Annotated in this window: 10 protein-coding genes; 1 reads left to right on the top strand and 9 read right to left on the bottom strand. The window is 72.9% G+C overall.

All coding sequences use genetic code 11. The features are described from left to right. The first annotated feature begins 167 nt into the window (after positions 1-167). Positions 168-1,151: a sigma-70 family RNA polymerase sigma factor gene (locus IE330_RS06710; protein ID WP_190134919.1), complete on the top strand. Its 984-nt coding sequence runs from the start codon at positions 168-170 to the stop codon at positions 1,149-1,151. Here IE330_RS06710 and IE330_RS06705 read toward each other — a convergent pair. From IE330_RS06705 to IE330_RS06665, 9 genes are all read right to left on the bottom strand, one after another. Further along, positions 1,062-1,430, bottom strand: coding sequence for an STAS domain-containing protein (locus tag IE330_RS06705; protein ID WP_229925436.1), 369 nt, complete (start codon positions 1,428-1,430; stop codon positions 1,062-1,064). The two genes, IE330_RS06710 and IE330_RS06705, sit on opposite strands and share 90 nt — an antisense overlap. A gap of 395 nt (positions 1,431-1,825) precedes the next feature. Further along, positions 1,826-3,103: a thymidine phosphorylase gene (locus IE330_RS06700; protein ID WP_190134917.1), complete on the bottom strand. Its 1,278-nt coding sequence runs from the start codon at positions 3,101-3,103 to the stop codon at positions 1,826-1,828. A gap of 130 nt (positions 3,104-3,233) precedes the next feature. Continuing rightward, the gene (locus IE330_RS06695; protein WP_190134916.1) at positions 3,234-3,626 is read right to left on the bottom strand and encodes a cytidine deaminase; all 393 of its coding nucleotides are present in this window, start codon (positions 3,624-3,626) and stop codon (positions 3,234-3,236) included. Next, positions 3,623-4,885 carry an ABC transporter permease gene (locus IE330_RS06690; RefSeq protein ID WP_190134915.1) on the bottom strand — a complete coding sequence of 421 codons (1,263 nt, stop codon included), beginning with the start codon at positions 4,883-4,885 and terminating at the stop codon, positions 3,623-3,625. Before IE330_RS06690 ends, IE330_RS06695 begins: the two co-directional genes overlap by 4 nt. Next, positions 4,882-6,015: an ABC transporter permease gene (locus tag IE330_RS06685; RefSeq protein WP_190134914.1), complete on the bottom strand. Its 1,134-nt coding sequence runs from the start codon at positions 6,013-6,015 to the stop codon at positions 4,882-4,884. The genes IE330_RS06690 and IE330_RS06685 overlap by 4 nt, the downstream gene beginning before the upstream one ends. After that, a complete protein-coding gene (locus tag IE330_RS06680; RefSeq protein WP_373314582.1) occupies positions 6,012-7,736 on the bottom strand; it encodes an ABC transporter ATP-binding protein in 1,725 nt (574 codons plus the stop codon). Before IE330_RS06680 ends, IE330_RS06685 begins: the two co-directional genes overlap by 4 nt. A 202-nt stretch (positions 7,737-7,938) precedes the next feature. Continuing rightward, positions 7,939-8,994, bottom strand: a complete 1,056-nt coding sequence (locus tag IE330_RS06675) for a BMP family lipoprotein (RefSeq protein WP_190134913.1) — start codon at positions 8,992-8,994, stop codon at positions 7,939-7,941. A gap of 1,495 nt (positions 8,995-10,489) precedes the next feature. After that, the gene (locus IE330_RS06670) at positions 10,490-11,530 is read right to left on the bottom strand and encodes a BMP family lipoprotein (protein WP_229925443.1); all 1,041 of its coding nucleotides are present in this window, start codon (positions 11,528-11,530) and stop codon (positions 10,490-10,492) included. Positions 11,531-12,100: 570 nt separating this feature from the next. After that, positions 12,101-13,381, bottom strand: coding sequence for an amidohydrolase (locus IE330_RS06665; protein WP_373314580.1), 1,281 nt, complete (start codon positions 13,379-13,381; stop codon positions 12,101-12,103). Between the last annotated feature and the right edge of the window lie 265 nt (positions 13,382-13,646).

Raw genomic sequence — 13,646 nt, 5'->3', positions numbered from 1 at the left:
CGCCCGGGCGGGGGGCGCGACCACCCCGTGACCTGCTGATTTCCCCGCTCCGGGGGCCGTTGTCAGTGGGCTGCGGTAGCTTCCGGAGTACGGACACTTCCGCACCCCGCGGACACGGGTCCGCGGGGAGCCGGCGCCGGCCGGCACGGGCACTGGGGTGGGTTGGGATGAGCAAGGTTGTCGGGGCGACCACGGAGCTGGACGCCAGTCTCGAGAAGTACCGCGTCGAGCTCACGGGGTACTGCTACCGCATGCTGGGCTCGGCCTTCGAGGCCGAGGACGCCGTGCAGGACACGATGGTCCGCGCCTGGCGGAGCTACGAGAAGTTCGAGGGCCGCTCCAGCCTCCGCTCCTGGCTGTACCGCATCGCGACCAACGTCTGCCTGGACATGCTGAACGCGGGCAACCGCCGCGCCCGCCCCATGGACCTGACCGCGTCCACGCCGCTGGCGCAGGCGGCCCTCACCCCCCGCGCGGACAACGTCTGGCTGGAGCCGATACCGGACGCCCGCGTGCTGCCCGCCGCCTCCGGCCCCGAGGAGGCGGCCGTCGCCAAGGAGTCGGTGCGGCTCGCCTTCGTCGCCGCGCTCCAGCAACTGCCCGCCAAGCAGCGGGCGGTGCTGATCCTGCGCGAGGTGCTCGCGTGGAAGGCGAGCGAGGTCGCCGAGCTCCTCGGCACCACGGTCGCCTCCGTGAACAGCGCCCTCCAGCGGGCCCGCGCGACCCTCGCCGAGCGCCCCGCGGACGACCCCGCCACGTCCGACCCGCTGGACGAGGACCAGCGCAAGCTCCTCGACCGCTACGTGAAGGCCTTCGAGGGGTACGACATGGCGGCCCTGACGGCCCTGCTCCACGAGGACGCCGTCATGACGATGCCCCCGTTCGACCTGTGGCTGCGCGGGCCGCGGGACATCACCGGCTTCATGTCGACGATGGGCGCGCCGTGCGCGGGCTCCCGGCTCCTGCCGGTCGCGGTCAACGGCACACCCGGCTTCGCGCAGTACAAGCCCGACCCGGACAACGGCGGCTACATGCCCTGGGCGATCCAGGTCATCGAGATCTCAGAGGGCCGCGTCGCCGGATTCCACTGCTTCCTCGACACCCAGCGGTGGTTCCCGCTCTTCGGGGTGCCGCTCCACCTCGACGCATAGCTCCGCGAGGCCGACCAGGCCGAGCAGGGCCCACAGGGCCGGGGTGGGGCCGCGCAGCCGCAGCCCCACCCCCGCCCTGCGCGCGGCCAGCCGCAGCCGGGCCACGGCGTCGACCGTGGCCAGGTCGGCCGTGGTGACGCCGCGCAGGTCGCACACGACGGGGCCCTGGCCGGGCCGGGCCACCCGGTCCAGCTCGGCGCAGAGCGCCGGAATGTCCTCCTGGCGGACGGGCCCGGTGAGGACCATGAGGTTCGCGGGGTTCTCATCGGAAGCTGCCACGCACAAAGGACCGCCCCACTCCCCCGAACTCATCGGTGAACCCGCGCCCTCCCCTGCCGCCGCCCTGTCTGGGGCTGCGCCCCTCGCCCCCCTCATCGGCGCTCCGCGCCTCGTCCTCAAACGCCGGACGGGCTGAAATCTCCCGCCCGCTCGGTACTGTGCCAGTCGCCCTTCCTTACCCAGGCACCGCAGGAACCGATCCAGCCGTGGCTCGGCGCGGTTCCCAGCCCGTCCGGCGTTTGAGGACGAGGCGCGGAGCGCCGTGGAGGGGGAAAGGGGCGGAGCCCCAGACGGAGGGGCGGGAGCTGGGGGGGCGTTGCTCCCAGGTCCGGTGAGGGGCGTTGCTTCCCGGGCCCGGGCCAGGGGTGTTGCTTCCCGGGCCCGGGTTCGGAGGATCAGCCCACGCGGTCCAGGATGATCGGGGCGGCCGAGAAGGCCGTGCCCGCGGGGGCGATGTCGTAGGCGTGCTCCAGGGACTCCAGGGCGTACGCGAAGCGCTCCGGGGTGTCCGTGTGGAGGGTGAGGAGCGGCTGCCCGGCGGTCACGGTCTCGCCCGGCTTCGCGTGCAGTTCGACGCCCGCCCCGGCCTGCACCGGGTCCTCCTTGCGGGCCCGGCCCGCGCCGAGGCGCCAGGCCGCGACGCCGACGTCGTACGCGTCGAGGCGGGTGAGGACGCCGGAGGCCGGGGCCGTGACGACGTGGGTCTCGCGGGCCACGGGCAGGGCCGCGTCCGGGTCGCCGCCCTGCGCGGTGATCATGCGGCGCCAGACGTCCATCGCGGAGCCGTCCGCCAGCGCCTTCGCCGGGTCCGCGTCCGGCAGGCCCGCCGCGTCGAGCATCTCGCGGGCCAGGGCGAGGGTCAGCTCGACCACGTCGGCCGGGCCGCCGCCCGCCAGGACCTCGACGGACTCGCGGACCTCCAGCGCGTTGCCCGCGGTCAGGCCGAGCGGCGTGGACATGTCGGTGAGCAGGGCGACCGTGCGCACGCCGTGGTCGGTGCCGAGGCCGACCATCGTGGAGGCCAGCTCCCGCGCGTCCTCGATCGTCTTCATGAACGCGCCGCTGCCGACCTTCACGTCCAGGACGAGCGAGCCCGTCCCCTCCGCGATCTTCTTCGACATGATGGAGGAGGCGATCAGCGGGATCGCCTCCACCGTGCCGGTCACGTCGCGCAGCGCGTACAGCTTCTTGTCGGCGGGGGCCAGGCCGTCGCCCGCCGCGCAGATGACCGAGCCGACGCCGTCCAGGACGTTCAGCATCTCCTCGTTGGAGAGCAGGGCGCGCCAGCCGGGGATCGCCTCCAGCTTGTCCAGGGTGCCGCCGGTGTGGCCGAGGCCGCGCCCGGAGAGCTGCGGCACGGCCGCGCCGCAGGCGGCGACCAGCGGGGCGAGCGGCAGCGTGATCTTGTCGCCGACGCCGCCGGTGGAGTGCTTGTCGGCGGTGGGGCGGGTCAGGGACGAGAAGTCCATGCGCTCGCCGGAGGCGATCATCGCCGCCGTCCAGCGGGCGATCTCCCGGCGGTTCATGCCGTTGAGCAGGATGGCCATCGCGAGGGCCGACATCTGCTCGTCGGCGACGGCGCCGCGCGTGTACGCGTCGATGACCCAGTCGATCTGCTCGTCGCTCAGCTCGCCGCGGTCCCGCTTGGTGCGGATGACGGAGATGACGTCCATGACAACAAGTCCTTCCGGCTGTGGCAGTGGTGCGCAGAGGGCGACTCTACGCGCATAGAGAAGGGGAGTTGACGAAGGCCCACGCCGACGGCGGGGGCCTTCTCCGGAGCCGGGCGCCCGGGGCGCGGGTTCAGCTCAGGTGCTCGGGGCCGAACGCGTCCGGGAGGAGTTCGCCGAGCGTGCGGACGCCCGACGCCGTCTCCAGGAGCAGCCCCGGGCCGCCGAACTCGTACAGGAGCTGGCGGCAGCGGCCGCACGGCATGAGGACGTCGCCCTTGCCGTCCACGCAGGTGAAGTGCGTGAGCCGGCCGCCGCCGGTGAGCTGGAGCTGCGAGATCAGACCGCACTCGGCGCACAGGCCGAGGCCGTACGAGGCGTTCTCGACGTTGCAGCCGGTGACCGTGCGGCCGTCGTCGGCGAGGGCCGCCGCGCCGACCGGGAAGCCCGAGTAGGGCGCGTACGCACGGGACATGGCCGCGCGCGCGGCGTCCCGCAGGGCCTCCCAGTCGACAGCGGTGGTCACTTGCCTTGCCCCTTCCGGTACGGCATGCCGTCCGCCTTCGGCATCCGCAGGCGTTGGGCGGAGAGCGACAGGACGAGCAGCGTCACCACGTACGGCGTCGCCGTCACGACCTGGTTGGGCACCTCGTCGGTGAGGCCGTACCAGGCGAACATCAGCGCCGAGACCGCCGCGGTGACCGCCGCGGGGACGTAGCGCTTGCGCCACACCAGGTAGACCGCCCCGATGAGGAGAAGGATGGCGAGCAGGAGCAGCAGGGCGTGGACGTTGGTGCCGCCGCCCCGCAGCTTCAGGCTGTCGGTGTAACCGAACAGGCCCGCGCCGAGCGCGAGTCCGCCCGGCATCCAGTTACCGAAGATCATCGCGGCGAGGCCGATGTAGCCGCGGCCGCCGGTCTGGCCCTCCAGGTAGATGTTGGAGGCCACCAGGGAGAGGAAGGCGCCGCCGAGGCCGGCGAGGCCGCCGGAGATCACGACCGCCAGGTACTTGTACTTGTAGACGTTGACGCCGAGGGACTCCGCCGCGACCGGGTTCTCGCCGCAGGAGCGCAGCCGCAGGCCGAAGGCGGTGCGCCACAGGACGAACCAGCTCAGCGGCACCATGGCGACCGCGATCAGGGTCAGCGGCGACACGTCGGTGAGCAGCCCGCTGAGCAGGCCCGCGAGGTCGGAGACCAGGAACCAGTGCTTCTGGTTGAGGTCCACGAGCCAGTCGGACAGGCCCGGCACGGAGAACTTGCCGAGCGATTCGACGGGCGGGGACTGCTTGGACGTACCGCCGTCGGTGCCCTCGAAGGCGAAGGTCGACAGGTAGCGGGTGGTGCCGAGGGCGAGGATGTTCAGGGCCACGCCGGAGACGATGTGGTTGACGTTGAACGTGACCGTGACGATCGCGTGCAGCAGGCCGCCGATGGCGCCGCCGAGGACGCCGAAGACGATGCCGACCCACGGGCCCCACTGGTAGCCCGCCCAGGCGCCGAACCAGGTGCCGAGGATGAGCATGCCCTCCAGGCCGATGTTGACCACGCCGGCACGCTCGGCCCACAGGCCGCCGAGGCCCGCGAGTCCGATGGGCACGGCCAGGCGCAGGGCGCCGGACATCTGCCCGGTGGAGGTGATGCCGTGGGCGTCCGTGACCATGCGGACGACGGACGTCAGGACGAGGACGCCCGCGACGATCAGGAGCAGGACGGGGAGCGAGATGCGGCGGCGGCCCGGCGCGGCGGGCGCGGGCGCGGCCTTGGTGACGGTTGCCGTGCTCATCGCGCAGCCACCTCCTTCACGGTGTCGTTGGTGCCGCCGGTGCCCGCGCGGCGGGCGGCCGCGGCGAGTTCCTCACCGACCCGCTGCTGCTGGCGCTTGAGGCCCCAGCGGCGCACGGCCTCGTACGAGACCACGACGGCGATCACGATCAGGCCCTGCATGATGACCGCGATCTCCTTGTCGTAGCCCTTGTAGTCGAGGGCCTGGGAGGCCTTGACCAGGAAGGCCCAGAGCAGGGAGGCGAGGGCGATGCCGACCGGGCTGTTGCGGCCGAGCAGGGCGATGCCGATGCCGGTGAAGCCGAGGCCGGTGGGGAAGCTCAGGCTGTAGGTGTGCACGTCGCCGAGGAGGATGGGCAGGCCCGCGAGGCCCGCGACCGCGCCGGAGATCAGCATGGCGGTGAGGACCATCCGCTTGGCGTTGACGCCGGAGGCCGCGGCGGCGGACTCCGAGGCGCCGGTGGCGCGCAGGTCGAAGCCGAACCGGGTGCGGTTGAGGACCAGCCAGTACAGGACGCCGGCGAGGGCGGCGACGATCACGAAGCCGTAGATCTCGCCGGAGGCGCCCATGTCGATGCCGGGGAACCAGCCGGAGGAGTGCATGACGCCGGTGGTGTTGTTGTTGCCGACCGGGACGCCGAAGTTCTCGTCAAGGGTGAGGTAGGCGATGACGCTCGTCGCGATGGCGTTGAGCATGATCGTCGCGACCACCTCGCTGACGCCGCGGGTGGTCTTGAGGATGCCCGCGATGCCCGCCCAGAAGGCGCCGGTGAGCATCGCCACGGCGATCAGCAGCGGGATCTGCAGGGCGGACGGCAGCGACACGTGCGCGCCGACGACCGCGGTGACCATCGCGGCGAGGCGGTACTGGCCGTCCACGCCGATGTTGAACAGGTTCATGCGGAAGCCGACGGCCACCGCGAGGGCGGCCAGGTAGTACATCCCGGCCTCGTTGATGATCAGTACCTGGACGTCGGAGTAGGTGGCCTGCTCGAACATCAGGGTGTACGGCTCGACCGGGTTCTTGCCCGAGGCGACCAGGACGACCGAGGTCAGCACCATGGCCGCGACGAGCGCGATGACCGGTCCGGCCAGCGCGAGGAGCAGGCGCTCCTTGTCGAACTTCTTCATCGGGCCTCGTCCTCCGGACCGGCTGCTTCTTGTACGTTCTCCGCGGCGCGGGCGCCCTCGGGGGCCGGGGTGGTGTCCGCCGGGGCCGGGGCCTGCGCGGCCGCCGTGTCCTCGGGGTCCGCAGGGCCCTTGGGGCCCTTGGGGTCCTCGGGCTCCTCCACGTGCTCCAGGTGGCCGCTGGCCGCGCCCGTCATGGCCGAGCCCAGCTCCTCCGGCGTGACCGTGGCCGGGTCGGCGTCCGCGACGAGCCGCCCGCGGTAGATGACGCGCAGCGTGTCGGAGAGGCCGATCAGCTCGTCCAGGTCGGCGGAGATCAGCAGGACGGCCAGGCCCTCGCGGCGGGCCTCGCGGATCTGGTCCCAGATCTGCGCCTGCGCGCCGACGTCGACGCCCCGGGTGGGGTGCGCGGCGATGAGGAAGCGCGGCTTGTGGCTCATCTCGCGGCCGACGATCAGCTTCTGCTGGTTGCCGCCGGACAGCGAGGCCGCGGTCACGTCGATGCCCGGGGTGCGGACGTCGTACTCCTCGACGATGCGCCGGGTGTCGGCCTGGGCGCCCTTGGGGTCGAGCCAGAAGCCGCCGGGGCCGCGCGAGTTGGGCTTCTCGGTGACGTGGCCGAGGATGCGGTTCTCCCACAGCGGGGACTCCAGGAGGAGCCCGTGGCGGTGGCGGTCCTCGGGGATGTACCCGACGCCCCGCTCGCGGCGCCTGCGCGTCGCCCAGGCGGTGATGTCCTCGCCGGCCAGCCGGATGGAGCCGGAGTCGGCGTGCTTGAGGCCGATGAGGGCGTCGATCAGCTCGGTCTGGCCGTTGCCCTCGACGCCGGCGAGGCCGAGCACCTCGCCCTCGTGGATGGTGAAGGAGATGTCGTCGAGGAGCGCGCGGGCCGATCCCTCGGCGAGCAGCCGCAGCTCCTCGACCTCGATCATCGGCCGGTCGGTGACCGTCGACTCGGCGGTCTCCGGGGTCGGCAGCTCGCTGCCGACCATCAGCTCGGCGAGCTGGCGCGGGGTGGTCTCGGCGGGGACGGCCGTGCCCACCGTGGTGCCGCGCCGGATGACGGTGATGTCGTCCGCCACCGAGAGCACCTCGCCGAGCTTGTGCGAGATGAAGATGACGGACAGGCCCTCGGCCTTGAGCTCGCGCAGGTTGTCGAAGAGCGCGTCGACCTCCTGCGGCACGAGCACGGCCGTCGGCTCGTCGAGGATCAGCGTGGTGGCGCCCCGGTAGAGGACCTTGAGGATCTCCACGCGCTGCCGGTCGGCGACGCCGAGGTCCTCGACGTACACGTCGGGGCGCACCCCGAGGCCGTACCGCTCGGAGAGCTCCAGCACCTTGCGGCGGGCCCCGGCGCCGATGCCGTACAGCTTCTCGCTGCCGAGGACGATGTTCTCCAGGACGGTGAGCTGGTCGGCGAGCATGAAGTGCTGGTGCACCATGCCGATGCCGCGCGCGATGGCGTCGGCGGGGCTGTGGAAGGCGACCTGCTCGCCGTCGACCGCGATGGTGCCCTCGTCCGGCTTCTGCATGCCGTAGAGGATCTTCATCAGCGTCGACTTGCCGGCGCCGTTCTCGCCGACGAGGGCGTGGACGGTGCCCTTGCGGACGCTCAGGTGGATGTCGTGGTTGGCCACGACGCCCGGGAACCGCTTGGTGATCCCGGTGAGTTCCACCGCGCACGCGGTGGTGGCGGTGGGCGGAGGGGTGGTGGACGCGTCGATGGCGCACTCTCCTCGGGGACTCAAAGGAAAGGGGCCTGCGCCGCGCACGCGGTGTGCCCCTGCTTCACGCCTCAAGCGCCGCCGCGGGCGCCGACTGCGGCGCCGCGCACGGGGGTTGAGGCCCTGACCGTGGGAACGGGGCGGGTGCCCGGGGGCCTGCCCAGGGGGTCCCCGCCCCGTTCCGCGGCCGTGACGCCGCGATCTACAGCTTCGTCTTGACCTTGATCTTGCCGCCGATGATGCCCTGCTCGGCCTTCTTCAGCTCGGCCTGCAGGTCCTTCATCTTCGTGAACTCCGGGTTGGAGTCGGCCAGGCCGACGCCGCCGGACTTGAGGTCGGCGCGCACGACGCCGCCCTCGGCCTTGTCATCCTGAACCGACTTCACCAGGTTGTACACCGCGCCGGCGACGTCCTTGGTGGCCGAGGTGAGGATGTACTTCTTGTACTTGTCGAGCGCCTTCTGCTTGTACTGGTCGGAGTCGACGCCGATCGCCCAGACCTTCTTGGCGGCGGCGGCCTCGATGACGCCCTGACCGGACAGGCCGGCCGCGTGGTAGACCACGTCGGCGCCGCCCTCGATCTGGCCGCTGGCGGCCTCCTTGCCCTTGTCGGGGCTGGAGAAGCCGCCGTCCTCGGCCTTCTCGGTGAGGAACTGGCGCTTGATCTTGACCGACTTGTCGGTGGCCTGGACGCCCTGGACGAAGCCGGCCTCGAACTTGCGGATCAGCGGGTTGTCGACGCCGCCGACGAAGCCGACGGTCTTGGACTTGGTGGCCTTGGCGGCGGCGACGCCCGCCAGGTACGAGGACTGCTCCTCGTTGAAGACCAGGTCGGCGACGTTCTTCGCCTCGATGGTGGCGTCGTCGACGATGCCGAAGGTGACGTCCGGGTTCTTGGCCGCGACCTCCTTGATGGCGGGCGCGTAGGCGTAGCCGACGCCGATGACGGGGTTGTAGCCCTGCTTCGCCAGCTCGGTGAGGCGCTGGATCTTGTCGGCGTCGGACTCGCCGTCGGTGGGCTCGACGGCCTTCTTGCCGACGCCGAAGTCCTTGGCGGCCTTGTCCATGCCGGCCGTGGCGGCGTCGTTGAAGGACTGGTCGCCCGCGCCGCCGACGTCGTACGCGATCGCGACACCCTTGCTCTTGCCGCCGTCCTCGCTCTTGGCGGCGTCGCTTGAGGTGCCGCCACAGGCGGAGACGGTGACGGCGAGGGCGGCGGTCGCGGCGGACGCGAGCGCGAATCGGGACACCCGGCGCATGGACGAACTCCTTAGACAAGTCCTTGGACGAGGACGGGGGTGCGTACGTGCGTACGGCCGCGCCGCCTGCCCCGGGCCCGGGCGCGCCTGCGGCGTGCTCTTGCCTGGGAGTACGGACGTGCGGTGCGTACGGGACGACGTACGGGAACGCGCCTCACCGGCGCGATTTCGCCGCAGCGTAACGCGCGTAGACCTGACATAAGAACCCTTCTGTCCGCTCCGTTATCGACCTGTGGCCCCCGGGCGACGGCGAGATGACGCGCAGGTGATCACCCCCGCACCGACCCCACCCGGGGCCGACCCGCCGGGGCGCAACGGGTTATACGTACGACGAACACCCGGGCACGGCCGGGGCGGGCCCCCGCGTTATACGTACGACGTGAACCTGCCCACGGCGGGGCGGTTTTGGGGCGGGGCGGGGCTCGCGGGGCTCGCGGCCGGCAGGGGAAGGGCTCGCCCGGGCGGGGCGGGGCGGGTGCGTGTGGGCGGTGCGGTTTGCCCGTGCCGGGCGGTGCCGTTCGGCCGTGCCGGGCGGGGGTGGGTGCGTGTGGGCGGTGCCGTTCGCCCGTGCCGGGCGGGGGCGGGCGCCCGCGGACGGCACCATTTGCCCCTACGGGCGGATGCGGCCACGCACGGGTGGTGCCGATCGCCCTTTCCCGACGGTGCGGGCGCCCGTGGACGGGCCCGTTCGATCCCTCCGGGCGGGTGCGGACGGCGCCTGCAGGCGGGCCGTTCGCCCCTACGGGCGGATGCGAGCGCCCGCGGGCGGTCCCGATCACCCCGCCCCTGCTCGGCGGGGGCGGCCACCCGCGGGCGGTGCCGATCGCCCCTTCCGGGCGGGGGCGGGCGCCTGCGGGCGGGCCGTTCGCTCCTTCCGGGCGGATGCGGCCACCCGCGGGTGGTGCCGATCGCCTCTCCCCGACGGGTGCGGGCGCCCGTGACAGGCCCGTTCGCTCCTTCCGGGCGAGTGCGGGCGGCGCCTGCAGGCGGGGGCAGGCGGCGCCTGCGGGCGGGGTTCGCCCCTTCCCGGCGGTGCGGGCGCCTGCAGACGGCGCCATTCGCCCCTACCGGCGGAGGCGGCCACGCGCGGGGGGGGGCCGACCGCCCCTCCCCGACGGGTGCGGGCGCCCGCGGACAGGCCCGTTCGCTCCTGCCGAGCGGGGGCGGGCGGCGCCTGCGGGCAGGCCGTTCGCCCCTTCCGGGTGGGTGCGGCGCCTGCGGACGGCGCCATCCGCCCCTACGGGCGGATTGCGGGCACCCGCGGACGGGCCCGATCGCCCCTTCCCGGCGGAGGCGGCCACGCGCGGGTGGTGCCGATCACCCCTCCCCGGCGGGTGCGGGCGCCCGCGGACGGGCCCGTTCGCCCCTTCCCGGCGGTGCGGCCCACCGCGGACAGTGTCGTTCGCCCCTACGGGCGGGCGTCGGGCGCCTGCGGGCGGTCCCGTTCGCCCCGCTACGGACGGGTGCGGCCAACCGCGGACAGGCCCGTTCGCCCCTACGGGCGGGTGCGGACCTGCACGCGGCCGTTGATGATGTCCTTCTCCGCCTTCTCCACGGCGGCCACGATGTCCTTGCGCGCGCGGTAGGCGGGGTTGGAGTCCGCGAACCCCACCCGCCCCGACCGGAGGTCGTACCGCTGGGTCCCGGTCATCGGCTTGCCGCGGACGACCGACTTCGTCAGGTCGTACACCGCCCCGCCCACGTCCTTGAAGGCCGAGCCCAGGATGTACCTCTTGTACTTCGCCAGGGCTTTCTGCCGGTATTGGTCGGAGTCCACACCGATGGCCCACTTCTTCTGCGCCCCGGCCTCCTGGATCACGCCCTGGCCGGAGAGCCCGGCGGCGTGGTACACCACGTCCGCCCCCGCTTCGAGCTGGCCGCTCGCGGCGTCCTGGCCCTTGTCGGGGCTGGAGAAGCCGCCCTCCTCGGGCTTCTCGGTCAGGTACCGCCGCTCGATCCTGATCTTCGGGTCGACCGACTTCACGCCCTGGACGAACCCGGCCTCGAACTTGTGGATGATCGGTATGTCGACGCCGCCGATGAAGCCGACGTGCCGCGCCCTGGACGCCTTCGCGGCGGCGACCCCGGCGAGGTACGACCCCTGCTCCTCGTGGAAGACCAGGTCGGCGACGTTCGCGGCCTGGACGGTGTTGTCGTCGACGATCCCGAACGTGGTCTTCGGGTACTTCTTCGCCACCTCCTGGATGGCGGGCGCGTAGACGAAGCCGACGCCGATCACCGGGTCGTACCCCTGCCGCGCGAGCTGCTCGATGCGCTGGGTCTTGTCGGCGGCGGACTCGCCGTCGCCGGGCTCCATGTCGACGCCGCCGATCCCGAAGTCCTCGCGGGCCCGCTCGTAGCCGGAGAAGGCCGCGTCGTTGAAGGACTGGTCGCCCTGGCCGCCGATGTCGTACGCGAGGCCAATGCCCTTGCCCTGGTAGGCACCGCTCTTCTTGCCGCCGTCGTCGTCCTTGGCGGCGTCGCTGCTGGTCTCGCCGCAGGCGGTGGCCAGGAGCGCGAACGCGGTGACGGCCAGGGCGAGTTGGGACCACCGCGCGCTTCGTGTACGCGTATGCGCGTGTGCATGTGCAGGCGTATGCGCGTGTGTACGTGTCCGTGTACGTGCCGGTGCTGTCCGTGCACGGGTACGGGTACGGGTGGTGCGGAGCTGACGACGCCGACGCATAGGACGTACCCCTCACGTTCCGATCGTTCCCCGGCGCACCTGGAACGGCGCGGATGTCGGCGCACATTAATGCGCGCGGAAAGGGGGCGACACGGGTCCGGCGGCCGCCGTTACCGATTCGTGGCGGGTGTCGTCGACACCGTGTGACGGGTGGGACGCGGGGCGTCTCGTGGTGCGGGGCGCCTCCCGCCGGTGCGGGATGCCTGCCGGTCCGCGGCGCCTCCCGGTGCGGGGCGCCTCCCGCCGGTGCGGGGCGCCTCCCGGTGCGGGCCGTCGCGCCGTGGGCGCCTTGTGGGTGCCGACGGCGGCGCGCGCGGGGGTCCCGGCCGGGAGCTTCTGGCGTGGCGGCCGTGGTGCTGTCTGCGGGACGCCCGGGGGCCCGGTGTGCGGGTGTGCGGTCCCTGGAGTGGGGCTGGGCCCTCAGGAGGGGCGGTTGGCCGCGTCCACGAGCGCCGCCGCGGTGAACAGCTCGACACCCACGGTGATCGCGTACTCGTCGGCGTCGAAGTCGCCCTGGTGCAGGTCGCGCACGCCGCGCTCGCCGGGCGTACGGACGCCGAGCCGCGCCATGGCCCCGGGCACGTGCTCCAGGTACCAGGAGAAGTCCTCGCCGCCGAGGCTCTGCGCGGTGTCCTCCACGGCGTCGGCGCCGCGCCGGGCCGTCATGGCGTCGCGCAGCAGGTCGGTGACGGCCGCGTCGTTGACGACGGGCGGCACGCCGCGGACGTAGTTGATCGCGGACTTGGCGCGGTGCAGGTCGGCGACCTCCTGCACGGCGGCGTGGATGATGTCGGGCGCCTGCCGCCAGGTGTCCAGGTCGAGGCAGCGGATGGTGCCGGACAGCTCGGCGTGCTGCGGGATGACGTTGCACGCGTGGCCGGCCTCGATGCGCCCCCAGGTGACGGAGAGGCCCGAGCGGGCGTCGACGCGCCGGGCGATGAGGGCCGGGACCTCGGAGACGACCTTGGCGGCGGCGGTGACGAGGTCCGTCGTCAGGTGCGGTCGCGCGGTGTGGCCGCCGGGCCCGTCCAGGGCGACCTCCAGGCGGTCGCAGGCGGAGGTGATCGGCCCGTGGCGCAGGCCGATGCGGCCCGCGTCGACGCGGGGGTCGCAGTGCACGGCGATGATGCGGCCGACGCCGTCGAGGGCGCCGCACTCCAGGGCCTCCGTCGCACCGCCCGGCAGCACCTCCTCGGCGGGCTGGAAGATCAGCCGCACCGGCTGCGGCAGCCGGTCCTGGCGCGCCAGCTCGGCCAGGACCAGGCCCGCACCGAGGACGACGGTCGTGTGCACGTCATGGCCGCAGGCGTGGGCGCGGTCCGGCACGGTCGACCGGTACGGGACGCCGGCCTTGGTGTCCGGGATCGGCAGCGCGTCGATGTCGGCGCGCAGGGCGAGGACGGGGCGCCCGGCGGCGTCCGGGTCGCCCCCGACGTCACAGATGAGCCCGGTGCCGCCCGGCAGGACGCGCGGGGCGAGCCCGGCCTTCTCCAGGCGGGCCTTGAGCGCCGCGGTGGTGCGGAACTCCTGGTGGCCGAGCTCGGGGTGCATGTGCAAGTCGCGACGGAACGCGACGAGTTCGGCGCGCAGCGCTTCTGGCAGCGCGCCGGGCAGGTTTCCGGGCGGCGCGGAATCGGCTTCTTCGGACGCGTCGGACGCGTCTGACGCGTCTGCGGACGCGAGGGACATCAATTGGTTCACCCTGTGAAGGGTAAGCCGACGGGGCCGTCAACTAAGGCGCGATCAACAAAACTTCAGCCAGATTGAGGTAAGAATCAGGGCACCCTTGCGCATGCGCGCTTGGCGCAGCGGGTATGTAGCAGTGTTGCCGTTCGCACGCGCAGAGCGATCGCCGCAGGTCATGTGGCACGGGTCGGCCGTGGGGGAGATCACCTGCGAGGCGGCGGGGGCCGCCGGGGACGGTCGGCCGGAGTCGAGCGGCGTCCAACTGAAACTCGGCCGAGGG

It is taken from the genome of Streptomyces longispororuber (assembly GCF_014656095.1).
GTDB classification, from domain to species: domain Bacteria; phylum Actinomycetota; class Actinomycetes; order Streptomycetales; family Streptomycetaceae; genus Streptomyces; species Streptomyces longispororuber.
The sequence above is the reverse complement of the archived record's forward strand: the minus strand, read 5'-3'. Positions and strand labels throughout refer to the sequence as shown.

What these genes read in the sequence shown, in the direction of transcription:
- IE330_RS06700 (WP_190134917.1), bottom strand. Translation starts at nt 3,103, where the DNA reads ATGGACGTCATCTCCGTCATCCGCACCAAGCGGGACCGCGGCGAGCTG.
- IE330_RS06690 (WP_190134915.1), bottom strand. Translation starts at nt 4,885, where the DNA reads ATGAGCACGGCAACCGTCACCAAGGCCGCGCCCGCGCCCGCCGCGCCG.
- IE330_RS06710 (WP_190134919.1), top strand. Translation starts at nt 168, where the DNA reads ATGAGCAAGGTTGTCGGGGCGACCACGGAGCTGGACGCCAGTCTCGAG.
- IE330_RS06675 (WP_190134913.1), bottom strand. Translation starts at nt 8,994, where the DNA reads ATGCGCCGGGTGTCCCGATTCGCGCTCGCGTCCGCCGCGACCGCCGCC.
- IE330_RS06685 (WP_190134914.1), bottom strand. Translation starts at nt 6,015, where the DNA reads ATGAAGAAGTTCGACAAGGAGCGCCTGCTCCTCGCGCTGGCCGGACCG.